This window comes from Luteimonas cucumeris (assembly GCF_007830035.1).
Taxonomy (GTDB): Bacteria; Pseudomonadota; Gammaproteobacteria; order Xanthomonadales; family Xanthomonadaceae; genus Luteimonas_C; species Luteimonas_C cucumeris.
On sequence record NZ_VLKN01000003.1, the window covers coordinates 496,103 to 521,933 of the forward strand.

At 65.4% G+C, this 25,831-nt stretch carries 25 protein-coding genes, 2 tRNA genes and 1 pseudogene; 11 read left to right on the forward strand and 17 right to left on the reverse strand.

Translation table 11 applies throughout. The annotated features are described in order from the left end of the window. The first annotated feature begins 309 nt into the window (after nt 1-309). From IP90_RS08310 to IP90_RS08335, 6 genes are all read left to right on the forward strand, one after another. Complete coding sequence (locus tag IP90_RS08310; RefSeq protein ID WP_144899135.1) at nt 310-708, forward strand: heavy metal-responsive transcriptional regulator; 399 nt, start codon at nt 310-312, stop codon at nt 706-708. Continuing rightward, entirely contained in the window at nt 705-3,065 is a 2,361-nt protein-coding gene (locus tag IP90_RS08315; protein ID WP_425477082.1) for a heavy metal translocating P-type ATPase, read from the forward strand. Before IP90_RS08310 ends, IP90_RS08315 begins: the two co-directional genes overlap by 4 nt. Nucleotides 3,066-3,120: 55 nt before the next feature. Continuing rightward, nucleotides 3,121-4,902, forward strand: coding sequence for a copper resistance system multicopper oxidase (locus IP90_RS08320; protein WP_144899137.1), 1,782 nt, complete (start codon nt 3,121-3,123; stop codon nt 4,900-4,902). Nucleotides 4,903-5,111: 209 nt separating this feature from the next. Then, nucleotides 5,112-5,870, forward strand: a complete 759-nt coding sequence (locus IP90_RS08325; RefSeq protein WP_242007522.1) for a copper resistance protein B — start codon at nt 5,112-5,114, stop codon at nt 5,868-5,870. Between the two features lie 141 nt (nt 5,871-6,011). Further along, a tRNA-Ala gene (locus tag IP90_RS08330) sits at nt 6,012-6,087 on the forward strand. Between the two features lie 71 nt (nt 6,088-6,158). Further along, nucleotides 6,159-6,234: transfer RNA gene (locus IP90_RS08335), tRNA-Glu, on the forward strand. 42 nt (nt 6,235-6,276) lie between these two features. Here the strand turns inward: IP90_RS08335 and IP90_RS08340 are convergent. Together IP90_RS08340 and ppsR are read right to left on the reverse strand one after the other, a co-directional pair. Further along, the gene (locus IP90_RS08340) at nt 6,277-6,762 is read right to left on the reverse strand and encodes a DUF1249 domain-containing protein (protein ID WP_144899139.1); all 486 of its coding nucleotides are present in this window, start codon (nt 6,760-6,762) and stop codon (nt 6,277-6,279) included. A gap of 132 nt (nt 6,763-6,894) precedes the next feature. Continuing rightward, nucleotides 6,895-7,716, reverse strand: coding sequence for a posphoenolpyruvate synthetase regulatory kinase/phosphorylase PpsR (gene ppsR, locus IP90_RS08345; RefSeq protein ID WP_144899140.1), 822 nt, complete (start codon nt 7,714-7,716; stop codon nt 6,895-6,897). Between the two features lie 133 nt (nt 7,717-7,849). Between ppsR and ppsA the strand changes: the two genes are divergently transcribed. Further along, nucleotides 7,850-10,222, forward strand: a complete 2,373-nt coding sequence (gene ppsA / locus IP90_RS08350; protein WP_144899259.1) for a phosphoenolpyruvate synthase — start codon at nt 7,850-7,852, stop codon at nt 10,220-10,222. A gap of 34 nt (nt 10,223-10,256) precedes the next feature. On the opposite strand, the gene IP90_RS08355 is transcribed toward ppsA, so the two are convergent. Together IP90_RS08355 and orn are read right to left on the reverse strand one after the other, a co-directional pair. Continuing rightward, the gene (locus IP90_RS08355; protein ID WP_144899141.1) at nt 10,257-10,676 is read right to left on the reverse strand and encodes a YciI family protein; all 420 of its coding nucleotides are present in this window, start codon (nt 10,674-10,676) and stop codon (nt 10,257-10,259) included. Between the two features lie 14 nt (nt 10,677-10,690). Then, on the reverse strand, nt 10,691-11,251 hold the full coding sequence (gene orn / locus IP90_RS08360; RefSeq protein WP_144899142.1) for an oligoribonuclease: 561 nt from the start codon (nt 11,249-11,251) through the stop codon (nt 10,691-10,693). A 59-nt stretch (nt 11,252-11,310) separates the two neighbouring features. Between orn and IP90_RS08365 the strand changes: the two genes are divergently transcribed. Next, nucleotides 11,311-11,796, forward strand: coding sequence for a DUF2721 domain-containing protein (locus IP90_RS08365; protein WP_144899143.1), 486 nt, complete (start codon nt 11,311-11,313; stop codon nt 11,794-11,796). Nucleotides 11,797-11,830: 34 nt separating this feature from the next. Here IP90_RS08365 and tadA read toward each other — a convergent pair whose 3' ends face one another. The 7 genes and pseudogenes from tadA to guaB all read right to left on the reverse strand — a co-directional run bounded on the left by tadA (nt 11,831) and on the right by guaB (nt 17,036). Beyond that, a complete protein-coding gene (tadA, locus tag IP90_RS08370) occupies nt 11,831-12,310 on the reverse strand; it encodes a tRNA adenosine(34) deaminase TadA (RefSeq protein WP_144899144.1) in 480 nt (159 codons plus the stop codon). A 34-nt stretch (nt 12,311-12,344) separates the two neighbouring features. Next, nucleotides 12,345-12,839: a hypothetical protein gene (locus IP90_RS08375; protein ID WP_144899145.1), complete on the reverse strand. Its 495-nt coding sequence runs from the start codon at nt 12,837-12,839 to the stop codon at nt 12,345-12,347. A 36-nt stretch (nt 12,840-12,875) separates the two neighbouring features. After that, nucleotides 12,876-12,983, reverse strand: a pseudogene (locus tag IP90_RS16910) (GMP synthase (glutamine-hydrolyzing)); the annotation flags it as partial. Nucleotides 12,984-13,114: 131 nt separating this feature from the next. Then, entirely contained in the window at nt 13,115-13,540 is a 426-nt protein-coding gene (locus tag IP90_RS08385) for a YciI family protein (RefSeq protein WP_144899146.1), read from the reverse strand. Nucleotides 13,541-13,682: 142 nt separating this feature from the next. Then, on the reverse strand, nt 13,683-15,266 hold the full coding sequence (guaA, locus tag IP90_RS08390) for a glutamine-hydrolyzing GMP synthase (RefSeq protein WP_144899147.1): 1,584 nt from the start codon (nt 15,264-15,266) through the stop codon (nt 13,683-13,685). Next, on the reverse strand, nt 15,263-15,571 hold the full coding sequence (locus IP90_RS08395; protein ID WP_144899148.1) for a hypothetical protein: 309 nt from the start codon (nt 15,569-15,571) through the stop codon (nt 15,263-15,265). Before IP90_RS08395 ends, guaA begins: the two co-directional genes overlap by 4 nt. Before the next feature lie 7 nt (nt 15,572-15,578). After that, nucleotides 15,579-17,036 (reverse strand): IMP dehydrogenase, encoded by a 1,458-nt coding sequence (guaB, locus tag IP90_RS08400; protein ID WP_144899149.1) that lies wholly within the window; start codon nt 17,034-17,036, stop codon nt 15,579-15,581. A 183-nt stretch (nt 17,037-17,219) separates the two neighbouring features. On the opposite strand from guaB, the gene IP90_RS08405 reads away from it, so the two are divergent. After that, nucleotides 17,220-17,573 carry a hypothetical protein gene (locus IP90_RS08405; protein ID WP_144899150.1) on the forward strand — a complete coding sequence of 118 codons (354 nt, stop codon included), beginning with the start codon at nt 17,220-17,222 and terminating at the stop codon, nt 17,571-17,573. Nucleotides 17,574-17,619: 46 nt separating this feature from the next. On the opposite strand, the gene folD is transcribed toward IP90_RS08405, so the two are convergent. Continuing rightward, complete coding sequence (gene folD / locus IP90_RS08410) at nt 17,620-18,498, reverse strand: bifunctional methylenetetrahydrofolate dehydrogenase/methenyltetrahydrofolate cyclohydrolase FolD (RefSeq protein WP_144899151.1); 879 nt, start codon at nt 18,496-18,498, stop codon at nt 17,620-17,622. 208 nt (nt 18,499-18,706) lie between these two features. Here folD and IP90_RS08415 point away from each other — a divergent pair, with 208 nt between their 5' ends. Beyond that, the gene (locus tag IP90_RS08415; RefSeq protein WP_144899152.1) at nt 18,707-19,024 is read left to right on the forward strand and encodes a DUF1244 domain-containing protein; all 318 of its coding nucleotides are present in this window, start codon (nt 18,707-18,709) and stop codon (nt 19,022-19,024) included. Then, entirely contained in the window at nt 19,021-19,794 is a 774-nt protein-coding gene (locus tag IP90_RS08420; RefSeq protein ID WP_144899153.1) for an alpha/beta hydrolase, read from the forward strand. The genes IP90_RS08415 and IP90_RS08420 overlap by 4 nt, the downstream gene beginning before the upstream one ends. A 229-nt stretch (nt 19,795-20,023) precedes the next feature. Here the strand turns inward: IP90_RS08420 and moeB are convergent, their stop codons facing one another. From moeB to bamB, 5 genes are all read right to left on the reverse strand, one after another. After that, entirely contained in the window at nt 20,024-21,157 is a 1,134-nt protein-coding gene (gene moeB, locus IP90_RS08425) for a molybdopterin-synthase adenylyltransferase MoeB (RefSeq protein ID WP_144899154.1), read from the reverse strand. 116 nt (nt 21,158-21,273) lie between these two features. Continuing rightward, a complete protein-coding gene (locus IP90_RS08430; RefSeq protein ID WP_144899155.1) occupies nt 21,274-22,491 on the reverse strand; it encodes a molybdopterin molybdotransferase MoeA in 1,218 nt (405 codons plus the stop codon). After that, nucleotides 22,488-23,066 (reverse strand): molybdenum cofactor guanylyltransferase, encoded by a 579-nt coding sequence (gene mobA, locus IP90_RS08435; RefSeq protein WP_144899156.1) that lies wholly within the window; start codon nt 23,064-23,066, stop codon nt 22,488-22,490. Before mobA ends, IP90_RS08430 begins: the two co-directional genes overlap by 4 nt. A gap of 24 nt (nt 23,067-23,090) precedes the next feature. Further along, nucleotides 23,091-24,491: a ribosome biogenesis GTPase Der gene (gene der, locus IP90_RS08440; protein WP_144899157.1), complete on the reverse strand. Its 1,401-nt coding sequence runs from the start codon at nt 24,489-24,491 to the stop codon at nt 23,091-23,093. A gap of 103 nt (nt 24,492-24,594) precedes the next feature. Further along, nucleotides 24,595-25,794: an outer membrane protein assembly factor BamB gene (gene bamB, locus IP90_RS08445; protein WP_144899158.1), complete on the reverse strand. Its 1,200-nt coding sequence runs from the start codon at nt 25,792-25,794 to the stop codon at nt 24,595-24,597. Nucleotides 25,795-25,831: the final 37 nt, after the last annotated feature.

A 25,831-nucleotide genomic window follows, 5' to 3' on the forward strand; every position in this document is an offset into this window, starting at 1 on the left:
TGCATCGCGTCCGGATCGGGCATGCCCTGCCCTCCAAGATTCATACGGCAGGCGCCGACGCCTTGTTTTAACCAGCGGCGGGCGATGCCAGCAACGACGTTACCAGGCCGATAGCGTTGCTTCGCGTGCATCGGTTGGTTGTTGCCGATCGCAGCAACATGTCAAGCTATAACAATGGCATACGAAGCCATTTGAATCCTGTTTAGACGCCGACAGCGTCGCCTGAAAAGACATCGTTCACCACCTCTTGACTCTGGACCTGACTCCAGGGTCCACACTACGTCCCTACCCATCAGCCAGGGACTCGCCATGAAAATCGGTGAACTCGCCCAGCGCAGCCAAGTCGCGATCGACACCGTGCGCTATTACGAACGCCAAGGCCTGCTGCCGGAACCGGCGCGTCGTGCCTCCGGTTATCGCAGCTACGCATCCGACGATGTCGTGCGGCTGCGCTTCATCCGCCGGGCCAAGAGCTTGGGCTTCACGCTTCAGGAAATACGTGAACTGCTGGAACTGTCCGCCCATCGTAACGACGACATGGCGGCCCTGAAGGCCCTTGCCGCCGCAAAATTGGACGATATAAGCAACAAAATCAATGAACTGGAGCGCATTCGAGACGGGTTGAATGAACTCGTGAGCAGCTGCCCGGGGCATGGCGCGCTCGACCAATGCCCGATCCTCAACGCGCTGGCGCGGGAGGACGCGTGAACTCCCACAACCACAGCCGCGCCGCCGCAGGCGACCAGGCCGTTGCAGGCGCCCATAGCTGCTGCGCCTCATCGAAACCTTCCATCACCACCGTGACCGATCCGGTCTGCGGCATGCAGGTCGATCCGGCTACGACCGGGCATCACGCCGAACACCACGGCCAAGCCGTCCACTTCTGCTCGGCGCGCTGCCGCGAGCGTTTCATCGCCGACCCGCACAAGTACCTCTCGCGCGGTGCCGAACCGGTCGAGCAGGTGCAACCCGACGCGGTCCATATCTGCCCGATGCATCCGGAAGTCCGCCAGATCGGGCCTGGCATCTGCCCGATCTGCGGCATGGCGCTGGAACCGGAAATGCCGAGCCTCGAGGATGACGACAACCCCGAGTTGCGCGACTTCTCGCGGCGCTTCTGGTGGACACTGCCACTGACCGTAGCCACTTTCATGCTGGCGATGTTCGGGCAGATCCTGCCCGCGCTGCCAATGGCGACACGCAGCTGGCTGGAGCTGGCGCTGAGCGCGCCGGTGGTGCTGTGGGCCGGCTGGCCGTTCTTCGAGCGCTGCGTGCAGTCGATCCGCAATCGCAGCCCCAACATGTGGACCCTGATCGGCATCGGTGTTGCCTCGGCGTTCGGCTACAGCGTCGTCGCCACCGTGCTGCCGGGCGTGTTTCCGGCCTCGTTCCACGAGCACGGCCGCGTCGGCGTGTACTTCGAGGCCGCGGCCGTGATCGTGTCGCTGACCCTGCTCGGCCAGTTGCTGGAACTGCGTGCGCGTTCGAAGACTTCCGCTGCGATCAAGGCGCTGCTGGGCCTGGCGCCGAAAACCGCGCGTCGGCTCAACGACGACGGCAGCGAGGAAGATATTCCGCTTGCCCATGTCCATGTCGGCAATCGCCTGCGCGTGCGTCCTGGCGAAAAGGTGCCGGTCGATGGCGTGGTCGTGGAGGGCCGTTCCCACATCGACGAGTCGATGCTGACCGGCGAGCCGGTCCCGGTCGAGAAAGGCGTGGATGACGAAGTGATCGGCGCCACGCTCAACGGCACCGGCGCGCTGGTGATCCGTGCCGCCAAGGTCGGCTCGGACACGGTGCTGTCGCAGATCGTGCAGATGGTCGCACAGGCGCAGCGCTCGCGCGCACCGATGCAGCGCATGGCCGACAAGGTCGCGTTCTGGTTCGTGCTGGCCGTGCTGTCGGTAGCTGCCGTCACGCTGCTGACCTGGGGTCTGTTCGGGCCTGAGCCGTCGTGGACCTACGCGGTATTGAACGCGGTCTCGGTGCTGATCATCGCCTGTCCCTGTGCGCTGGGCCTGGCCACGCCAATGTCGATCATGGTCGCCACCGGTCGCGCCGCGCAGGCTGGCGTGCTGTTCCGCGACGCGGAAGCAATCGAGCGCCTGCGCGGCATCGATACGCTGATCGTCGACAAGACCGGCACGCTGACCGAGGGCCGTCCGCGCTTTCGCAGCGTGGTGCCGGCACAGGGTTTCGCGGCCGAAGAAGTGCTGCGTCTTGCCGCCAGCCTCGACCAGGGCAGCGAACACCCGCTGGCCGAAGCGATCGTCAGTGCGGCGCGCGAGCGTGGCCTGTCGCTGGACACGGTCGACGATTTCGATTCGGTCACCGGACTCGGCGTGCGTGGCCAACTCGCCGCGCAGACACTGCAACTCGGCAACACGGCGCTGATGCGCGACGCCGGCATTGACACCACGCCGCTGTCCGATGAAGCCGAACGCCTGCGCCAGGACGGTGCCAGCGTCATGTTCCTCGCCGTCGGCGACCGCTTCGCCGGCCTGCTGGCGGTGGCCGACCCGATCAAGGCGACCACGCCGGAAGCGATCCGCGAGCTGCACGCCGCCGGCCTGCGCATCGTCATGGCCAGCGGTGATGGCCGCACCACCGCGGAGGCGGTCGGACGCGCGCTGGGCATCGATGAAGTGCATGGCGAAGTGCGGCCGCAGGACAAGGTCGCGCTGGTGCAAAAACTGCGCGCCGAAGGCCGGCGCGTGGCGATGGCCGGCGACGGCATCAACGATGCGCCCGCGCTGGCCGGTGCCGATGTCGGCATCGCCATGGGCACCGGCACCGACGTGGCGATGTCGAGCGCGCAGGTCACGCTGGTCAAGGGTGACCTGCGCGGCATCGTGCGGGCACGCGCGCTGTCCAACGCCACGGTCGCCAACATGAAGCAGAACCTCGGTTTCGCCTTCCTGTACAACGCGCTCGGCGTGCCGATCGCCGCCGGCGTGCTGTATCCGGTATTCGGCCTGCTGCTGAGCCCGATGATCGCGGCGCTGGCGATGAGCCTGAGCTCGGTGTCGGTGGTCGCCAACGCGTTGCGGCTGGGCAAGTCGTGACCACCCGCATGACTACCGCTTCGCCCTTCGCCCATCATTTTGATTACTGCAGAACATGACCACCGAACGTTATCCACCCCACCTCGGCAAACTCCCCATCGACCTGCCCCGTCGGCAATTCGTCACCGGCCTGGCCAGCAGCCTGGCGCTGACCGCCCTGCCCTGGCCCGCGTTCTCCACCAACGCGTCATCCCATGGCGCGGTACCGGAACTGCGCGGCACCGATTTCTTGCTCGACGTCGGCACGCAACCCGTCAACTTCACCGGTCGCAAGGCCTGGGCCAAGACCATCAACGGCACCCTGCCCGCGCCGACGCTGCGCTGGCGCGAGGGCGACACCGTCACGCTGCGCGTCGCCAACCATCTGCGCGAGGACACCTCGATCCACTGGCACGGCATCCTGCTGCCAGCCAACATGGATGGCGTGCCGGGGCTGAGTTTCCATGGCATCCGTCCCAGCGAAAGCTTCCTGTACCGCTTCCACGTGCGCCAGGCGGGTACCTACTGGTACCACGCGCATTCCAGCCTGCAGGAAGCGGTCGGCGTGTACGGCGCAATCGTCATCGATCCGAAGGAACCCGATCCGGTCGCCTTTGATCGCGAGCACGTGATCCTGCTGTCGGACTGGAGCGACGAGGATCCGCACGCGATCGTGCGCAAGCTGCGCAAGCAGGCCGACTACTACAACCTGCACAAACGCACCGTCGGCGACTTTGTCCGCGACGCACGTCGCGACGGCTTCGACGCCGCGCTCGCCGACCGCAAGGCCTGGGGACGGATGCGAATGAGCCCGACCGACCTGGCCGACGTCACCGCGCTCACCTACACCTATCTGGCCAATGGCACCACGCCGGACGGCAACTGGACTGCGCTGTTCGAGCGCGGCCAGAAAGTGCGGCTGCGTTTCATCAACGGCTCGGCGATGACCTTCTTCGACGTGCGCATTCCCGGCCTGAGGATGACCGTCGTTTCCGCCGACGGCCAACCGGTACACCCGGTCAGCGTCGAGGAGTTCCGTCTTGGCGTTGCAGAAACGCTGGACGTGATCGTCGAGCCTGACGAGCAGCCGTACACGATCTTCGCCCAGGCGATGGATCGCGGCGGCTACGCCCGCGCCACGCTGTCGCCGCGTCCCGGCCTGCAGGCACCGGTGCCGGCGCTGGACCCGCGCGCGATCCTGACCATGGCCGACATGGGCCACGGCGGCATGGATCACTCCGGCCACGACATGTCGCAGATGAAAGGGATGGAAGGCGGCTGCGGCGCCAACATGAAGATGGATCACGCCGCCCACGACATGGCCGCCAACGGCATGATCCGGCACCCGGCCAGTGAGGACGACAATCCAGCGGTCGACATGCAGACCATGACGCCATCGCGCACGCTCGACGATCCGGGCATCGGCCTGCGCGGCAACGGCCGCCGCGTGCTGACCTACGCCGACCTGAAAAGCACATTTGCCGACCCCGACGGCCGCGAGCCCGGGCGCGACATCGAACTGCACCTGACCGGCAACATGGAGCGCTACACCTGGGGCTTCGACGGCATCCCGTTTTCGAAGGCCGAACCGGTACGCCTGAACTACGGCGAGCGCGTGCGCATCGTGCTGGTCAACGACACGATGATGGAGCATCCGATCCACCTGCACGGCCTGTGGAGCGACCTGGAAAACGCCGATGGCGAGTTCCAGGTACGCAAGCACACCATCAGCGTGCCGCCCGGCCACATGCGCAGCTACCGCGTCAGCGCCGATGCGCTCGGGCGCTGGGCCTACCACTGCCACATGCTGCTGCACATGGAGCTGGGCATGTTCCGCGAAGTGCGGGTGGACGCATGAGTGCGCATTGCGGGGCGGGCTCAAACCCGCCAATCACACATCATCAGATCAGCATTCGACGGGCTGGAGCCCGCCCTACGGTCCTGTCGCTGCTGATGCTCATCGCGATGCCGGCCTTCGCGCAGCACGAAGGCCACGTCATGCCACAGCAGGCACCACCGACCGTGGATCACTCGCAGCACGACATGCCAGCGACGGATCACTCGAAGATGGATCACTCCAGCCACGAGCCCCAGGCCGCGCCGAGCCCTGCACCGCTACCACCGCCGACCGCCGAGGAACTCGCCGCAGCGTTCCCGGACCTGCACGGCATGGACATGCGCGACCACATGGACGACGACCCACTGGTCGGCATGCTGCTGTTCGAACAGCTGGAGTGGCAGGACGATGGCGACGATACCGGCCTCGGGTGGAACCTCGTTGGCTGGCTTGGCCATGTCGACAACCGGCTCTGGCTGCGCAGCGAAGGCGAGCGCCGCGACGGTCGCACGGAACACGGCGACGTCGAACTGTTGTGGGGCCATGCCACCGGCCCGTGGTGGGACGCGATGATCGGCGTGCGCCACGACTTCGGGGAAGGCAAGCCGCGCGACTGGCTGGCCTTCGGCGTGCAGGGCCTGGCGCCGTACAAGTTCGAAGTCGCGGCGACGGCCTACGTGGGCGAGTCCGGGCACATGGCCGCGCGCGCGGAGGCCGAATACGAACTGCTGCTGACCAACCGGCTGATCCTGCAGCCCAAGCTGGAGGTCAACCTGTATTCCCGTGACGACCCCGCGAATGGTCGTGGCAAGGGCCTGAGCGATGCGGAATTCGGCCTGCGCCTGCGCTACGAGATACGTCGTGAATTCGCGCCTTACGTCGGCTACGCGTGGTCGCGCCAGTTCGGCGCCACCGCGGACATGGCGGAGGCTTCCGGTGGCGGTCGCAGCGAGAGCCAATGGGTTGCCGGTTTCCAGTTCTGGTTCTAGCGCCGCATGACGCGGTGCGTGGTTTCCCGGACCCGGTTCAAGACTCCCCGACGGAGTTTTCCGGATCGAAACAAAACGAAGCGCGGGTTTCGCTTGACGCTGCGAAACCCTCCCCGCTAAACTTTCGCGCTTTCCAGCCGTGGGGCCATAGCTCAGCTGGGAGAGCGCCTGCATGGCATGCAGGAGGTCGGCGGTTCGATCCCGCCTGGCTCCACCACGGTCTGGCAAGATTTTCGGTTTCAACGGACTCAAACGGCAAGCCTCGCCGCCAGTCTCGGGTTTTACAGCGTCCCCATCGTCTAGAGGCCTAGGACATTACCCTTTCACGGTAGCGACCGGGGTTCGAATCCCCGTGGGGACGCCACTTCTTCCGCAAAGCCCGGCTCCGGCCGGGCTTTTGCTTTTCTCAGGACGCCGTCTGGTATTGGCTTTCGGCGAGACGCAGCGTCGCCACGCCATGTCCGCGCTCGGCCAGATAGTCCAGCCATTTGCCCAGGAAGGTATTCATGCGCAGGCGATGGCCGATGACTTCAGCCGGCGGCGGGTACATGCCGATCACGTCCTGCCAGCGCCGACCGACATAGCAATGCGTGGCCTCGGCCTGGCGCGTGTCGCGATACAGGCGCACGAACGCGGAAGGATCCGGCTCGCCGGTCAGCGGATCGCACAGCGCATAGGTCAGGCGCAGTTCTACTGTGAACCGGTGCTGTTCGATCACATCCAGCTGCAGGTCCAGTCCATCGCCGATACTGGAGCGGTAACTGCCCGCCTGCAGATCGCCGGGCTCGAATAGCCGCGTCAGCTTGCCGTGGTTCTCCGCGTACAGGCCCATCAACCAACCGAAACGGCTGATCCGCGGGAAACGTTTGGAGCGGGCGATCGCAGTGGACATGGCTCGATGCTACACGCGAAATCATGCGTGCGTCAGCATTGACGGAATCGCATCGCAGGAATAGTTTAAGGATTCCGCGCACGGTTATTTGCGGCAAAACCGCGACCCGAAGTGTCCCCGAGCCGTTGCGTCTCAGTACATCTCGCGATGTATTTCCAGCGTGGTCATCACCTTGCTGGCAATCTCCTCGATCGACGTGTGCGTGGTGCTCAGCACCGGAATGCGCTCGGCGCGGAACAGCGCCTCGGCGGCCACGACTTCGCGCTTGCAGGTTTCCAGTTGCGCATAGCGTGAATCGGGGCGACGCTCCTGGCGGATCTGCTGCAGGCGCATCGGATCGATGGTCAACCCGAACAGTTTCTGGCGATACGCGCGCAGGCGCTGCGGCAGCCGGTCGTGCTCCAGGTCTTCTTCGGTCAACGGGTAGTTGGCCGCACGCACGCCGTAATGCAGCGCCAGGTACACGCAGGTCGGCGTCTTGCCGGCGCGCGAGACCGCCACCAGCACCACGTCGGCCTCGTCGTAATTGATCGCGATGCCGTCGTCGTGGGTGAGGGCGAAATTCATCGCATTGATGCGGCGGTGATACGTCTCGAAATCGGCCATGCCATGCGCCTGCCCCACCCGCGACAGGCGCTGGGTGCCGAGTTCGCGTTCCAGCGGCTCGATGAACGGCGCGAACACGTCCAGCATCAGCGCCCCGCTTTCGGCGACCAGCGCCGTCAACTCGGGATCGACGCAGGAATTGATCACGATCGGACGGGTGCCGTGCGACAGGCCGATCGAACGGATGCGATCGGCGATCTCGCGCGCCCGCTCCGGACTGTCGACGAAGGGAATGCGATCGGTGACGAAGCGATGGTCGGTGAACTGGGTCAGCAGGCTGTGGCCGATGGTTTCGGCCGTGATGCCGGTGCCATCGGAAACGTAGAAAACCGGGCGTGTCATGGCCATGCGTAAACGTTTTCCTGAATTGCGACGAGCGCCGCGGCGGGTCGGGTTGCTAAAATAACAACTTCGGCCGGCCCTGCCCGCCCTCGCCTACCCCCTTGCCTGAACCCGGAGTGCTGTTTTGAGCGATCAAACCCTGAGCGCCAATATCCTGTGGCTGCACGACCTGCGTCTGACCGACCTCGCCCAGGTGGGCGGCAAGAATTCCTCGCTAGGCGAGATGATCGGCAATCTCGCCAAGCTCGGGGTCTCGGTGCCGGGCGGTTTCGCGACCACGGCTGACGCTTTCAAGGATTTCATCGCGCACAACGACCTGCACCAGCGCATCTTCGACCGGTTGGCCACGCTGGACGTGGAAGACGTGCCCGCACTGAATGCCGCAGGTGGCGAAATCCGCGGATGGGTGATCGATGCGCCGCTGCAACCGGGCCTGGATGCCGACATCCGCGCCGCGTACAGGAAGTTGAGTGGGGAAAACGGCGGCGGCGACGTCGCAGTGGCGGTGCGTTCCTCGGCAACCGCCGAGGACCTTCCCGACGCGAGCTTTGCCGGCCAGCAGGAAACCTTCCTCAACGTCACCAGCGAGGACGACGTGGTGCGCAAGGTGAAGGAAGTCTTCGCCAGCCTCTACAACGATCGCGCCATCGCCTATCGCGTGCACCATGGTTTCAAGCACGAGGACGTGTTCCTGTCCGCCGGCGTGCAACTGATGGTGCGCTCGGATGTCGGCTCGTCCGGCGTTCTGTTCACGCTGGACACCGAATCCGGCTTCCGCGAGGTGGTGTTCATCACTTCCAGCTACGGGCTGGGCGAGAACGTCGTACAGGGCGCGGTGAACCCGGACGAGTTCTACGTCTACAAGCCGACGCTGTTGAAGGGCAAGCCGGCCATCCTCCGCCGCTCGCTTGGCGCCAAGCAGATCCGCATGGTCTATTCGGACAAGCCCGGCGAGCGCGTGCGCAACGAGGACACGCCTGCCGAGCTGCGCAACAAGTTCTCGATCAGCGACGAGGATGTGCATGAGCTGGCGAAGCAGGCGCTGGTGATCGAGAAGCATTACCAGCGGCCGATGGACATCGAGTGGGCGAAGGATGGCGTCAGCGGAAAACTCTTCATCGTGCAGGCGCGCCCGGAAACGGTGAAATCGCGCGGCCATGCGACCCAGATCGAACGTTTCCATCTGGAAAAGCGCGGCGAAGTGGTCGCCGAAGGCCGCGCCATCGGCCAGAAGATCGGCAGCGGCGTAGCGCGCGTGGTGCGCAGCCTGGACGACATGAACCGCGTGCAGCCCGGCGACGTGCTGGTGGCCGACATGACCGACCCCGACTGGGAGCCGGTGATGAAGCGCGCCGCCGCCATCGTCACCAACCGCGGCGGCCGCACCTGTCATGCCGCGATCATCGCGCGCGAGCTCGGCGTACCGGCGGTCGTCGGCACCGGCAACGCTCTGGACCTGATCGCGGATGGCAGCGAAGTCACCGTCAGCTGCTCGGAAGGCGATACCGGCTACATCTATGCCGGTTCGCTGCCGTTCGAGCGCATCACCACCGACCTGTCATCGATGCCGCCGGCACCGCTGAAGATCATGATGAACGTCGCCAACCCGGAGCGCGCGTTCGACTTCGCGATGCTGCCCAATGCCGGCATCGGGCTGGCGCGGCTGGAAATGATCATCGCCGCGCATATCGGCGTGCATCCCAATGCGCTGCTGCAATACGACAGACAGGACGCGGCGACGAAAAAGAAGATCGACGAGAAGGCCGCCGGTTATGCCGATCCGGTCAGCTTCTACGTCGATCGCCTGGCCGAGGGCATCGCCACGCTGACCGCTTCGGTGGCGCCGCACCCGGTGATCGTGCGCCTGTCCGATTTCAAGTCCAACGAGTACGCCAACCTGATCGGCGGCAGCAATTTCGAGCCGCACGAAGAGAATCCGATGATCGGCTTCCGCGGCGCCAGCCGCTATGTCGATGCCTCGTTCGCCGATGCGTTCGCGCTGGAATGCAAGGCGGTGCGCAAGGTGCGCAACGAGATGGGGCTGGACAACCTGTGGGTGATGATCCCGTTCGTGCGCACGCTCGACGAAGGCCGCAAGGTGGTCGAAGTACTCGAGAAGAATGGCCTCAAGCAGGGCCAGGACAACCTCAAGATCATCATGATGTGCGAGGTGCCATCGAATGCGCTGCTGGCCGACGAATTCCTCGAGATCTTCGATGGCTTCTCGATCGGCTCCAACGACCTGACCCAGCTCACCCTGGGCCTGGATCGCGATTCGGCGATCGTGTCGCATCTGTTCGACGAGCGCGACCCGGCGGTGAAGAAGCTGCTGTCGATGGCGATCAAGTCCGCGCGCGCCAACGGCAAGTACGTCGGCATCTGCGGCCAGGGCCCCAGCGATCACCCGGACCTCGCCGAATGGCTGATGCAGGAAGGCATCGAATCGGTGTCGCTGAATCCCGATACGGTGGTCGATACCTGGCTGCGCCTCGCGAAATCGAAAGCGTCCTGACGCACGGCATAGGTGGGCCCACGGCCCACCGCTTTTATTTGAGAGTGGCGCCCGGCTCCGACAGCCAGGGATGGATTTCGCAGGCCAGACGCCCTGCCTTCACGGCCGGGTCGTCCGCGCACATCTTCTCGGCAGCCGCGCGATCCGGCACGTCGAGGATGAAGATGCCGCGCCAGTCGCCGTCGTCCATGAACGGGCCCGCGATCTGCAACTTGCCGGCTTCGGCATAGGCGTTGATGTTGGCCATGTGCCCGGCCTGCAGCTGCCGGCTCACTTCCGGCGTCTGGTCCCGCGATACCCCTTTCTTCAGCATCACGAACCAGTACTGCTTCATGCCCGCGGGTATCCCGGAAGCAGTCGCCTGCGCCGGTTGCGGCGTGGTGGCTGGTTGCTGCGCTCCGGCATTCGAAGCGATCAACAGCAGCGGGAGCAGGATCGATGGCGCATGTTTCATGGCGTCCTTCCTCTTCAGGCGGCGAACTGTCCCATCGCCTGCCGGTAATGGCGCAACTCGGCGATCGAATCGCGCACGTCGCTCAGGGCAGTATGCGCGGAATCCTTGTGCACGCCTGCCAGCACCTGCGGCGCCCAGCGCCGCGCCAGTTCCTTCACCGTGCTGACGTCCAGGTTACGGTAATGGAAGAACTTCTCCAGCGCCGGCATCTGCCGGTGCAGGAAGCGGCGATCCTGGCAGATCGAGTTGCCACACATCGGCGACTGGTTGGGCCCCAGCCAATGCCGCAGGAACCCGAGCGTGCGCTGCTCGGCCTCGGCCATCGACACGCCCTCCTCCAGCACCCGCCGCCACAACCCCGACTTGCCGTGCTGATTACGGTTCCACTCGTCCATGGCCTCCAGCACCGGTAACGGATGGGCGACGGCCAGCTCCGGCCCCTCGGCCAGCACGTTGAGCTGCGAGTCGGTGACGATCGTGGCGATCTCGAGGATGGAATCGTTGACGGTATCGAGCCCCGTCATTTCCAGGTCGATCCAGATCAGTCTGCCGGTGTTGTCGTCGTGGGTCGTCATGCGTACGCGCGAAGGAAAGAGCCGGTAGCATCATATGACAGCCTCGCCGGAAAACCGTCATGCCCGTGCCCGCCGCGATCGACGCCTCCCACTACGCCGTGGTCTCGGCGATGATCACGCCGGCGTTTTTCCTGACCGCCGCCAGTTCGCTGCTGATCTCGTCCAACAATCGGCTGGCGCGCGTGGTCGACCGCATGCGCGCTGACATCGCGGTATTGAGCGACACGCCACCGGGTCCACAGCGAAGCGCGCAGGAAGGACGCATCGTCATCCATCGACGCCGTTCCTACCTGGTGCTCGCTTCGGTGCGCATGCTGTACGCATCGATCAGCGCGTTCGTCGGCACCAGCATCGGCATCGCGGTGGATGCGCTGTTCGGTTACCGGCTTGACCTGCTGCCGACCGCGCTGGCGGTGATCGGCGTACTGCTGATGTTCGCGGCCTCGCTTTGCCTCGGCCGCGAAGCCAAGCTCGGATTGCGGATGCTGGACATGGAATTGGACGAACAACTGGCACGCGACCATCCGCTACCGCGCAACCATTGATCGCCCCGGAAGCCATGGCCGCCGTAACTGGGAGTCAGTCGGTCTTGCCGCGCTTGCGCCGGAAGTACGCGGTCAATCGCGCGCCGGCCTCTTCGCCCAGCACCCCGCCCTGCACTTCCACGCGATGGTTGTGGCGCGGATCGGCGAGCAGGTCGAACACGCTGCCGGCGGCGCCGGTCTTCGGGTCGCTGGCGCCATAGACGACGCGCGCGATGCGGGCGTGCACCATCGCCATCGCGCACATCGCGCAGGGCTCCAGCGTGACGTACAGCGTGCTGCCAATCAGGCGATGGTTGCCCAGCGCCCTGCCCGCCTGCCGCATCGCGACGATCTCCGCATGCGCGGTCGGATCGTGCTCGGTGATGTTGCGGTTCCAGCCTTCGCCGAGGATGTCGCCCTCCGCCGAGACCAGCACCGCGCCAATTGGTATCTCGTCATCCTCACGCTCGGCACGCTCGGCCAGCGCCAGCGCGTGGCGCATCCAATGCAAATCCTGTGAGCTCTGCTCCGCCATGCGCTGAATCAAAACTGCCCTCGCATGCTGCAAATCATCGATAGCCCCAGCTTTCCGTTCGCCCGCCGAGCGAAAGGATCTTGCCGGTGCGTCGGATCAGGGTTTCAGTGGTAACCGACCTAACTAACAATCGATCGCCGAGTAGCAGTTTGTTGCTGTACTCCACGGTGGCGGTCTTGCGATCCGGCGACAATGTGATGCTCTTGTACTCTTGGCGCACGCCAGGTTGAAGCTGGCCACCCGACAGTGCCCGTAGGTGGTCGAACATGTCGAACACCGCCGTTGCCGCGTCGCAGGCTTGTTCCCGGCTGAAGGCGGCGGTTTCCGGCCTACCCGGTGTATGCGAGACCACGTCCAGGTGGTAATCGTCGGCCATCCCCGCGCAGGCGTTCTCCTTCTCGAGTGCTGTCATGATGCGGTTCTGCTCCATGTAGTGCGCGCGTACCTGCTCCTCGGTCAGCTTGCGGCTACCGTCGAAGTACCACCAGGCCAATGCGCCGAGAATCACCAGCAATACGATCTTCTTCATTCTGCCCCCCGGAGCTGTCCATGAAATGGCGCCGGCTTACTCCCACGCGATCATCCAAGACGGCTTGCCGCTGATATCGTAGACCACGTGTAATACGTTGCGCAGCTCGTTGATGATGTAGTTGGAAACGCCGCCCAGGCGCTCAGGTAACGCCAAGCTCGCAGGAACAAATCAACCGCGCGCAAGGCGACCACCATTTACACGCGCTGCGCCCGACCACGCGGATACCCGCGACCAAGGTTGCGAAGAAGCAAAACCGGCGCCATCTGCCGGAATCAGGCAACGCCAAGCTTCCCGCGTTCCCCTTCGCGCGGCGCCGAAAGCTCCTCGGGCGTCACGAATCCGGCCAGATCCTCGACCTCGTAGAACGGCAGGATTTCCATGATGCTGTCCGCCGTCAGCGGCGCGCGTTTCACCCAAGCCAGGGCTTCGTTCATGTCCCGGACCTGCCAGATCTCGAAGCCGGCGACCAGTTCCTTGCTCTCGGTGAACGGCCCGTCGATGATCTCGAGCTCGGTCCCGTCGTAGGTGATCCGCCTGGCTTCCGCGTTGTTCTTCAGGCCTGCCCCGGCAACGAAGACGCCGGCCTTGACCAGCTCTTCGTTGAATCGGTCCATCGCGGCGAAGGCCTCGAGCGCTTCGGGCGTGGGAGCGCTCATGTCGCCCATTTCGGCGGCTTTGACAAACACCATGACTCGCATCGTCTTTCTCCTGGTTTGAGCCCGCCCCAATGGCGTCTCTCATCTAGACGACGAGCGGGCTTGTGTGGATTCGACGCTGTTCTCAGATGTTTTAAGAATATCCCTCAAGTATTTGTATCTACATACAAAACTATCAGACCACCTACTCCCACTCGATCGTGGCCGGCGGCTTGCCGCTGATGTCGTAGACCACGCGCGATACGCCGCGCAGCTCGTTGATGATGCGGTTGGAGACCCGGCCGAGGAAGTCGTACGGCAGATGCGCCCAGTGCGCGGTCATGAAGTCGATGGTCTCGACCGCGCGCAGCGCGATCACCCACTCATACGCTCGCGCATCGCCGACCACGCCGACCGACTTCACCGGCAGGAACACGGCGAAGGCCTGCGAGGTCTTGTCGTACAGATCGGCCTTGCGCAGTTCCTCGATGAAGATCGCATCGGCCTTGGCCAGCAATTCGGCGTATTCCGGCTTCACTTCGCCGAGGATTCGCACGCCCAGTCCCGGACCGGGGAACGGATGGCGGTAGACCATCTCGCGCGGCAGGCCGAGTTCGACGCCCAGGCGACGCACCTCGTCCTTGAACAGTTCACGCAGCGGTTCGACCAGGCCCAGCTTCATCGTCTCGGGCAGGCCACCGACGTTGTGATGGCTCTTGATGACGTGCGCCTTGCCGGTCTTGCTGCCCGCCGATTCGATCACGTCCGGATAGATCGTGCCCTGCGCCAGCCATTTGGCGTTGGCCAGCTTGTGCGATTCCTCGTCGAAGATGTCGACGAACAAATTGCCGATGATCTTGCGCTTGGCTTCGGGATCGGCAACGCCTTTCAATTTATCGAAATAGCGTTCGTGCGCATCGACCCGGATTACCTTGACGCCCATGTGCTCGGCGAACATCGCCATCACCTGGTCACCTTCCTGCCAGCGCAGCAGTCCGGTATCGACGAACACGCAGGTCAGCTTGTCGCCGACGGCCTTGTGCAGCAGCGCTGCCACGACCGAAGAATCGACGCCGCCGGATAGGCCCAGGATCACTTCATCGGAACCGACCTGCTCGCGCACGCGCGCGATCTGGTCGTCGATGATGTTGGCGGCAGTCCACAGCGTTTCGCAGCCGCAGATGTCGACCACGAACCGACGCAGGATTTCCTGGCCCGACTTGGTGTGGGTGACTTCGGGATGGAACTGCACGCCATACCAGCGCTTGTCGTCGTTGGCGAACGCGGCCACCGGCACACGGTCGGTCTTCGCGGTGACGATGAAATCCGGCGGCGCCTGCGAGACGTGGTCGCCGTGGCTCATCCACACGTCGAGGCGCGGCGGCGAGCCGGGATGATCTTTCAGCCCTTCGAACAGACGGTCGGCCGCGACCAGCGACACCTCGGCGTGGCCATATTCGCGCGAGTCCGCCGATTCGGTTTCGCCGCCCAGCTGCTTGGCCATGGTCTGCATGCCATAGCAGATGCCCAGCAACGGCAGGCCGCTGTCGAAGACCTGTTGCGGCGCACGCGGCGAGCCATGTTCGGTGGTCGATTCCGGACCGCCGGAAAGGATGATCCCCTTCGCGCCGAACCGCGCGATCTCGGCCGGATCGTGGTCCCAGGCCCATATCTCGCAATAGACACCGATCTCGCGGATGCGACGCGCGATCAGCTGCGTGTACTGCGCGCCGAAATCGAGGATGAGGATCTTGTCGCTGTGGAGGTCGGTCTGTAGCTGGGAGGTCATGCTTTCTTCGTCCAGATGGAACGCGCGATGAAGTGGAAAGCCAGGCCGATGCACAGCCCGATTGGGAACGTGACCATGAACGCCTCCATGGCCACCCGGAGCGGATCTGCGAGCATCGCCCCGGGTGCGGGTGGTCCTCGTCGCACCATGTCCAACTGCATGGAATACAGCTGAGCCGCATAGAGTCCGGCACTGCCGACGCCGGCGAACAGGCCCGCGTGCCACGCCTTGCGACACATCAGACCCAGAGAGGCGCAAAGAACGAACGGAGCGGCGAGCAGCATCAGCCAACCGAACTCGTCCATGACTCCATCACCCTGCGCGATAATTCGGCGGTTCCTTGGTGATCTGCACGTCATGCACGTGGCTTTCGCGCGTGCCGGCGGCAGTCACCTTCACGAACGACGGCCGGGTGCGCATCTCCTCGATGGTCGCGCAGCCGACATAACCCATCGTCGCGCGCAGGCCGCCGGCGAGCTGGTGCACCACGCCGCTGAGCGGACCGCGATACGGCACGCGGCCCTCGATGCCTTCCGGCACCAGCTTGTCGGCGTCGCTCGCATCCTGGAAATAACGGTCCTTGCTGCCCTGCTCCATCGCGCCGAGCGAGCCCATGCCGCGGTAGCTCTTGTAGCTGCGGCCCTGGAACAGTTCAGTTTCGCCCGGCGATTCCTCGGTGCCGGCGAACAATCCGCCAACCATCACCGTGGACGCGCCGGCGACGATCGCCTTGCCGATGTCGCCGGAATAGCGGATGCCGCCATCGGCGATCAGCGGGATGCGGTCCTGCAGCGCCTCGGCCACCATCGACACCGCGGTGATCTGCGGCACGCCGACGCCAGCCACGATGCGCGTGGTGCAGATCGAGCCCGGGCCGACGCCGACCTTGACCGCATCTGCGCCCGCATCCATCAACGCCAGCGCGGCATCGCCGGTGACGATGTTGCCGCCGATCACCTGCAGTTGCGGAAAATTCTTCTTGGCCCAGGCGACGCGATCGAGCACGCCCTGCGAATGTCCGTGCGCGGTATCGACGATGATCACGTCGACGCCTGCCGCTGCCAGCAATTCGATGCGCTGCTCGGTGTCGCCACCGACGCCGACCGCGGCGCCTACCAGCAGGCGCTCGGACGAATCCTTGGCCGCATTCGGATTGTCGCGCGCCTTCTGGATGTCCTTGACCGTGATCAGGCCGCGCAGCTCGAAGCCGTCGTTGACCACCAGCACCTTCTCGATGCGGTGCTTGTGCAGCAGCTGCAGCACTTCCTCGTCGTTGGCGCCCTCGCGCACGGTGACCAGGCGCTCCTTCTTGGTCATCACGTGGCGCACCGGATCGTCGAGCTTGGTCTCGAAGCGCATGTCGCGGCCGGTGACGATGCCGACGAGCTGGCCGCCGTCGACCACTGGCACGCCGGAAATGTTGCGTGCGCGCGTTAGCTTGAGCACTTCGGCGATCGTGGTTTCGGGGCCGACGGTGAACGGCTCCTTGATCACCCCGGCCTCGAACTTCTTGACCCGTGCGACTTCGGCGGCCTGGCGTTCGGCCGACATGTTCTTGTGGAGGATGCCGATCCCGCCCAGTTGCGCCATGGTCACGGCCAGGCGGGCCTCGGTGACGGTGTCCATCGCCGCCGACAGGATCGGCAGGGTCAGGCGCAGGTCGCGGGTCAGTCGGGTGGCAAGCGAAACGTCCTTGGGCAGGACGGTGGAATGCGCCGGGACGAGGGAAACGTCGTCGAAGGTAAGCGCTTCAGCCTGGATGCGCAGCATGGGCGGGCCAGTGGGGATGAAGCGCGCCATTGTAGCGTTTTTGGCTTCTTTCCGCTTGCAGTGGAAGTTCGCGACGCACGCGTGGAGGGCGATGGTGCGTTCCATGGCGCGCGTGAATGACAACGGGCGGGTTGGCCCTGCTGGGACGCCGGAAGTGGTGACATCGCCCTCTCCGAGAAAGCGATGGACGGCTACGCCGATGCAGAGCTTCGGCTGCCAGTGTCGACAGCCAGAGATTCAAGCCGGAACCCAGCGGCCGGGGCTTGTCCGGCACCGAGCATCGAGCTCGGTGTTCGAGGCTTTCTGCTCGACGCTCAGCGCTTCGAGCTCGGCGGCTGGAGCTTTTTGCCCGGTGCCAGAGGCATGAAGCTCGATGTCCGGAGCTTTTTGCTCGATCTCCCGAGCCCGGAGCTCGGCGGTCGGAGCTTTTTGCTCGATGCCCCGAGCGTGAAGCCCGGTGTTCGAAGCCTTCTGCTCGGCATGTCGAGCGTTGGACTCGACGATTCGAGCTTTCTACTCGATGCCCCAGGCCCGTAGCCCGTCGCCCGGGCTTCCTGCCCGGTGTGTTCATGAACGGAACGGGCTAATCCCGCCCGATCCGCTCGTCGTCGGCCGCTTCCGCCGCTTCCAGCGTGTTCTGCATCAGCGTCGCCACCGTCATCGGCCCGACGCCGCCGGGCACCGGGGTGATCCAGCTGGCGCGCTGCGCGGCTTCGGCGAAGCCGACGTCGCCGACCAGGCGGCCGTCGTCGAGACGGTTGATGCCGACATCGATCACCACCGCGCCGGGCTTCACCCAGTCGCCCGGGATCAGGCGCGGCCGGCCAACCGCGACCACCAGGATGTCAGCCTCGCCGACGTGGCGGCGCAGCACTTCCGGCGGGGTGAACTTGTGGCAGCTGGTAACCGTACAGCCGGCGATCAGCAGTTCCAGCGCCATCGGCCGTCCGACATGGTTGCTGACGCCCACGATGGTCGCCGACTGCCCGCGCACGGGGCGGTCGGTGTAAGCCAGCAGCGTGGTGATGCCGCGCGGCGTGCACGGGCGCAGGCCGAACTGGCGCAGGGCCAGGTGGCCAACGTTCTCGGGATGGAAGCCGTCGACATCCTTGCGCGGATCGATGCGGTGGATCAGCCGGGTCGCATCCGGGATGCCCGGCAGCGGCAGCTGCACCAGGATGCCGTGCACGGCCGGGTCGAGGTTGAGGCGGTCGATCAGGGCCAGCAGTTCGGCTTCGCCGGTGCCGGCCGGCAGGTCGAAATCAAGCGCCTGGATGCCGACCTTCTGCGCCGCGCGCCTCTTGTTGCGCACGTAGGACTGGGACGCCGGATCGCTGCCCACCAGCACCACCGCCAGCCCCGGCCGCGCCCTGCCGGCGGCAATGCGCGCGTCGACCCGGGCCTTGAGGTTGTCGAGCAGGTCGTCGGCGATGCGCTTGCCGTCGAGGATCTTTGCGGTCATGCGTCGAGAGATGCCCAGGGCCGGTATCGCGAAGCCTTCATTGTCGCCGTTCCATCATTTCGGGGAAAGCCGGGGCATGGGATCTGGGATCTGGGATCTGGGGAGGAATGCTGATCACCCGATTCCAGCGACCGGTTTTCGTTTTTTTAATTCCGCGCCGATACTCCAATCCTAGTTCCCCAGCCCCCAGATCCCAGATCCCGGAACAATGACCGACCACGAAACCACATTGCTGGAAGCCGCCACCTTCCGCCGCCTGCTGCAGCACCTGATGCACGAACGGGCCGACGTGCAGAACATCGACCTGATGATCCTCGCCGGCTTCTGCCGCAATTGCCTGTCCGACTGGTACCGCGAGGCCGCCGAGGCGCGTGGCATCACCATGACGAAAGATGAAGCGCGCGAGGCGGTCTACGGGATGCCGTTCGAGCAGTGGAAGTCGCAGCACCAGAGCGAAGCCACGTCGGAGCAACTGGCAGCGTTCGAAGCGGCACGACGCGCGCATCCCAAACCGGGCCCTGCATGATTCCGCGGCTGGTCTGGATGCCGCTGGCCACGCTTGCCATCCTCTATGGCGGCCTGGCCGGCTGGATGTACTTCAAGCAGCGCGACCTGGTGTACTACCCGCAGTTCACCCGGCTCGATGCCGCCCGTACCGATTTCGCGATCGAGCGCGATGGCATGCCGCTGCGCGGCTGGCTGCTCCATCCCGGCAAGCCGCACGCCATCCTCTATTTCGGCGGCAATGCCGAGCGCATCGAGGACAACCGCGAGGATTTCTCGCGCTGGTTTCCCGACCATAGTGTCTACCTGCTGGCGTATCGCGGCTACGGCGCCAACGACGGGCAGCCTAATGAAACCGACCTGCGCGCCGATGCGCTGGCCCTGTTCGATGCGGTGCAGGCTCGGCATCCGGAGCAACCGGTGTCGGTGATCGGACGCAGCCTCGGCAGCGGCGTGGCCAGTTACGTCGCCGCGCAACGGCCGGTGGGCCGGCTGGCGCTGATCACACCCTTCGACAGCATGGCTGCGGTGGCGCAAAGCCACTTTCCCTGGTTGCCGGTGAAGTGGCTGCTGAAGGATCGCTACCCTTCCGCCGAACACCTTGCCGGACGCCGGGAGCCAACGCTGGTGATCCGCGCCGAACACGACGAGGTGGTGCCCGCCGCGAACACTGAACGGCTGCTTGCCGCATTGCCGGTCCCGCCGCAGGTCGTCACGATCGCCGATGCGGACCATAACAACCTGGGCGCCGATCCGGCATTCGGCGAGGCGCTGTCGGCGTTCATGCGCTAGAACATCCGCACGCTGCCGGACTCAACATCCCAAACGTTGGCAAGAAAGCAGGTCCTTCGCTTCGCTCAGGATGACAACGGGGTGGCCGTCGTGAACGCGGTAAGAACATGCCGTGCGGTCATCGCGAACGTGAAACGCGAGGGACCTGCGGCAGTCATCCCGAACGCAGTGAGGAACCTGCTTTTCGATACCGTCGTCGCAAACAATGCGGAATCGAAGTGTGGCCGCCCTACCCGCCGCTGCAGAACGCGGCGTAGTCGATGTAACCGGGAAACGTCCTGCCCGGCGCGCACACCACGCAATCGGGATCCGGTGACAGCCGCGTCTCGCGGAAGCGCATCGCCAGCGCATCGAAATGCAGCAACCGGCCGCGCAGCGGTTCGCCGATGCCGAGCACCAGCTTGATCGCCTCGGTCGCCTGCAGCATTCCGATCACGCCGGGCAGGACGCCGAGCACGCCCGCCTCGCTGCAGTTGGGCGCCGCTTCCGGCGGCGGCGGCTCCGGGAACAGACAGCGATAACACGGCGCGGCGCCGCGATGCCGGCCGGCATCGAACACGCTGGCCTGGCCTTCGAAACGATGCACGGCGCCGTAGACCAGCGGCTTGCCTAGCTTCACGCAGGCGTCGTTGAGCAGGTAGCGCACCGGGAAATTGTCGGCGCCGTCGATCACCACGTCGACGCCTTCGAGCAGGCGCTCGACGTTGTCACTGGTGATGCGTTCGGCAACGGCTTCGATGACAGTACGCGGGTTCAGCGCCGACAACGTGGCTGCGGCGGATTCGACCTTGGCAATACCGATCCGTGCCTCGGTGTGCAGGATCTGCCGCTGCAGGTTGCTGCGATCGACGACATCATCGTCGGCGAGCCGGATGGTGCCGACGCCGGCGGCGGCCAGATAGAACGCGGCCGGCGATCCGAGGCCACCGGCGCCGACCAGCAGCATGCGCGAAGTTTCGAGTTTCTTCTGGCCGTCGATGCCGATTTCCGGCAACCGCAGATGTCGCGAATAGCGATCGTGGAAATCGTGGTCGAAACCATCCTGCGGCTCTGTCATTGGAAGGCCGTCGGCGACCCAGCGACTGGTGCCGCCATCGACCGAGGCGACCCGCGTATAGCCCTGTGCCAGCAACGCCTGCGCGGCCTGCGCCGAACGCCGCCCGGACTGGCAGATCAGCAGGATCTCCGCATCCCTGCGTGGCAGGTACGCCTGCGGATCGGATTCGAGCGCGGCCCTGGCAACGCCCTGCGCCGCTTCCGCCATGCCGGGTGCGCGTTCGTGTTCCTCGCGGACGTCGACCAGGATGGCGCCACGGGACTGGCGTTCGCGCGCCTCGCGCGGGCTGATTTCGGTGATGCTCATGGAGAGGGATTATCGCGCCAAAGACTCACAGTCACAGGGAGCGGGCGCGATCCGCATTGTTCCGTCGCCCGTCCGGCCAGTTTGGTTTTCAGGCTGCCGGGCGCCGGCGCACGGCCTCAATACGGCAATACTTCCACGACGCGGCCGGTGGCATGTTCCATCGCCTGTTCCGGCAATACGATCAACACGTCGCTGTCGGCCGCCGCACGCATGCGATGCGAGCCGTCGGCTGGATTTGGCTGCACCATGAGGCTGCCATCGTCGCAGGGGCGCAGTCGTCCGCGCAGGAATTCCAGCCGGTCGTGCGTCTTGTGCCAGGGCGCGGCCAGACGCGCGAACAGGCGCGGCCTCGCCGCAGTACTCCCTTGCAGGACATCGATCAGGCCGCGTCCGAGCGTGAGCCAGGTCGCCAGCACCGACACCGGATTCCCGGGCAGGCCGAGGAACGACGCCCGCTCCAGTTCGCCGAACAGCAACGGCATGCCCGGACGCATCCGCACCTTCCAGAAATGCACGCGTCCCTGTGCCTGCAGCAGCGCCGGGATGTGGTCCTTCTCGCCGGCCGACACGGCGCCACAGGTGATCACCACGTCGAACGCCTGCGCAGCGTCGCGCAGCATCGATTCGATCCGCACAGGATCGTCGGGCAAGGTCGGCCATGCGGTAGGCTCCAGTCCATCCGAGCGCAGCAGCCCCATCAGCAGTTCGCGGTTGGAGTTGTAGATCCGGCCCGGCTGCAAGGGCATGCCCGGTTCCACCAGTTCGTCGCCGGTGGTGAATACCGCCACGGTCGGCCGCTGCGATACCTCGACGCTGGCCATACCCACCGCGGCCGCCAGCGCGATGCGCGACGGGGTCAGCGGTTGTCCTGCATGCAGCAGACGGTCACCGACCCGGGTGTCTTCTCCTTGCCGGCGCACATGCGCGCCGGGCTTTGGCGCCGGATCGATATGCACGCGACCGCCTTCGAGCCGCGCGTTCTCCTTCATCACCACGGTGTCCGCGCCGTGTGGCAGCGGCGCACCGGTGGTGATGCGGATGCATTGCCCTGCGTCGATGCGCAGTTCCAGCGAAGGTCCAGCGAACTGTTCGCCGATCAGCTGCAAGGCGCTTGCGCCATCACCGCGCAGGTCGGCATGGCGGAGCGCGTAGCCATCCATTGCGGCGTTGTCGAACGGCGGCAGGTCGATGCCCGCGATCACTTCCTGCGCCAGCACGCGGCCATGGGCGCGCGACAAGGCCATCTGTTCGCCAGGCAGTTTTCGCGATGCGGCGACGCGCTGGATGATCGCGCGCGCTTCGTCGAAAGCGATCCGGGTCGGGAAACCGGTCATGGCATTTCGAAGCCCGCAGCGGCGAGGTCGTCCGGCGTATTGAGGTTGCCGAAGCGTACGCCGGCAAAGCGCACTTCGATCATTCCGAGCCGCGACTGCAGGGTGTGAATGGCCAGCTCGCCAGCTTCGATCGCAGCGTTGGCACCGTCACGCAGGGATGCCACTGGCCATAGCGCGACCAGCGGCTGCACTCCATCTTCGTCATGCGCATAAGCGCCATGCTTGCCTGCCGCGGCGGCCAGGCTGGGCAGCAGGCAGTCGTTCACCGACACCACGTCGACCGGTAAGGTGAGCAGCCAGTCGGTCGTGCAGGCCTGCGCCAATGCGTCGAGGCCGCCGAGCGGGCCGATGTCGGGCGTGCGATCCTGGAATGCAGGCAGTCCCGACGCTTCGTAATCTGCGAGCCGGCGGTTGGCACTGACCAGCACGCCACCGACCTGGCCTGCGAAGCGCCGCGCCAGCCGGTGCACCTGCGCTTCACCTTTGCGTTGCAACCAGGCCTTGTCGATGCCGCCCAGGCGGGTGGCGCGACCGCCTGCCAGGATGCCGAGGATGATGGCGTCCGGTTCCGGCATCGCTGGCCCTAGCCTCGCCCCAGTTTATTTGTTGCGCTTGACATGCCGGATCAGACGTTTCTTCTTCGCGACCTGGCGCTCGGTCAGTACGTTCTTCTTGTCCTTGTACGGATTCTCGCCTTCCTTGAACACGAAACGCACCGGCGTACCGATCAGCTTGAAGCGCTTGCGGAAAAAGTTCTCCAGATAGCGCTTGTAGGTGTCGGACAGCGTGCGCAGGCGCGTGCCGTGGACGATGAACGTCGGCGGATTCTCGCCGCCGGCATGTGCGAAACGCAGCTTGGCGACATGCCCGCGCACCACCGGCGGTGGATTGGTCTCATAGGCGATTTCCAGCGCCTTGGTGACTTCCGAAGTGCTGAAGGTGCGCGTGGCCGAGGCATGCGCGCGATGGATCGCACGGAACAGTTCGCGCAGGCCGGAGCCGTGCATGGCGCTGATCCGCACCGCCTCGGCCCAGGTCACGAAGCTCAGCTTGCGCGACAGCAGTCCTTCGACCTGCTCGCGCTGGTAGGTGCTCAGGCCGTCCCATTTGTTGACCGCCAGCACCAGCGCGCGGCCTGCGTCGAGCACCGCACCCAGCACGCTGGCGTCCTGGTCGGTGACGCCCTCGTTGGCGTCGAGCATGATCACCGCGACCTGGCAGTGCTCGATCGCCTGCAGCGTCTTGATGATGGAGAACGTCTCGACGGCCTCCTCGACCTTGGACTTGCGGCGGATGCCGGCGGTGTCGACCAGCCGGTACTTGCGCCCGTCGCGCTCCAGGTCGACCGCGATCGAATCGCGCGTGGTGCCGGCGACTTCCGAGGCGATCATCCGCTCCTCGCCGAGGATGCGGTTGACCAGTGTCGACTTGCCGACATTGGGGCGGCCGACGAAGGCGATGCGCACACGCTCGGGATCGTCGTCGAGGATTTCGGCGTCGCCGTCGGCGGGCAGGCGCGCCAGCACTTTCGCCAGCAGCTCGTCGATGCCATGCCGGTGCGCGGACGAGATCGCGAACACGTCGGCGAAGCCGTAGCGCGAGAATTCGGCCAGCGCCGCGCGGGCGTCGAGGCCATCGGTCTTGTTGACCACCAGGAAGGTCGGCCGCGCGCTCTTGCGCAGCCAGCGCAGGATGTCGTCGTCGAGCGAAGAAGCGCCTTCGCGGCCATCGACCACGAACAGCACCAGGTCGGCCTCTTCGGCCGCCGCGCGAGCCTGCCGCGCCGTCGCGCCGGCCAGGCCCTCGTCGACGCCGGCGATGCCGCCGGTATCGACCACCACGAACGGCCGCGCTTCATCCAACCGGCAGACGCCGTAATGGCGATCGCGGGTCACGCCCGGTTCGTCGTGCACGAGCGCATCGCGACTGCGGGTCAACGCATTGAACAGCGTCGACTTGCCGACGTTCGGACGACCTACCAGGGCAACTAGCGGCAACATGTTCTTGATCCGGGAAACGGGAGTGTGGAATCGGGAATCGTTGAAAAACGCCTGAAGCGTACTGCTTTTACGATTCCCTATTCCCGATTTCCCATTCCCGGCTTCACTGGACCTGGAATGCAGTCAGTTCGCCGTCGGTGTTCTGCGCGATCAGGATGCCGTCCACGACCACCGGCTGCGCCAGGATCGCCTTGCCGCCCATACGCGTGCGCGCAGCCAAGGTGCCGTCGGACAGCTTAAGCCAGTGCAGGTAGCCGTCGAAATCGCCGACCACCGCATAGTCGCCCTGCACCGCCGGCGCGCTGAGGTTGCGGCGCACCAGACCGGCTTGCTGCCACATCGCGGCACCCGTGGCGCGATCCAGCGCCCAGACCGTGCCGCCCGGATCGGCGACGACCAGGCGGTCGCTGCCCAAGCCGAGGCCGCCGACGCCACCATTGTCCTTGCTCCACATCGGACGCCCGCTGGGCGCATCGATCGCCATCGTCTGGCGCTTGAAGCTGGTCGCGTACAGGGTGGTTCCGTCGAGCACGGGCGGGCCATCGACATCAGCCATGCGGTCGAGTTCGCTGCGGCCTTCGGGTTGGGCGATCGCCTGCGTCCACAGCTCGGAGCCGTCGCTCATCGACAGTGCCGTGACGCTGCCATCGTCGTTGCCGACGAACAGGTAACCTGGGCCCAACGTCGGCGTGCTGTTGCCACGCACGGTCAGCACCGGCAGTTCCTTGCTCCAGAACCAGCGGCGTTCGCCGCTGCCGGCATCGAACGCAGTGATGCGTCCGTCGTTGGCGCGTACGAATACCAGGCCGTTGCCGATGGCTGGCGCGGCGATCACCTCGTTGCTGACCTTGGCCTTCCACTTCTCGGCACCGGTCGCGGCATCGAGCGCGATGACGTCGCCTTCCAGGCTGCCGACCACGACCAGGCCTTCGCCCGCACCGGGACCGCCACTGATCGGCAACTCGGTTTCGTAATGCCACACCGCGCCGCCGGTCTGCAGATCGAACGCCCGCACACCGCCTTCCACCGCCGCGGCATAGACGCGGCCGTCCGCAACCGCCGGTCGCTGGCGTACGCCCAGACGCTGTTCGCCCTTGCCCGCCTGCACCGACCACAGCTTGTTGACGCTGGCGCTGGGAGTGAAATCGGTGAGTTCTGCCGGCTCGGCCTGCTGGTCCTTCTTGCCGCCGAACCAGCCTTTGACGGTGGTGCATCCACCAAGCGCGATCGCGGTGAAGGCAATCAGGACGATGGCGGCGGCACGCTTGCGCAACGCGCCTGTTGATGACTGGGCTTGGATCATCGGATCGGTATTCCTTGCATCGGACGCCGACGGCGCC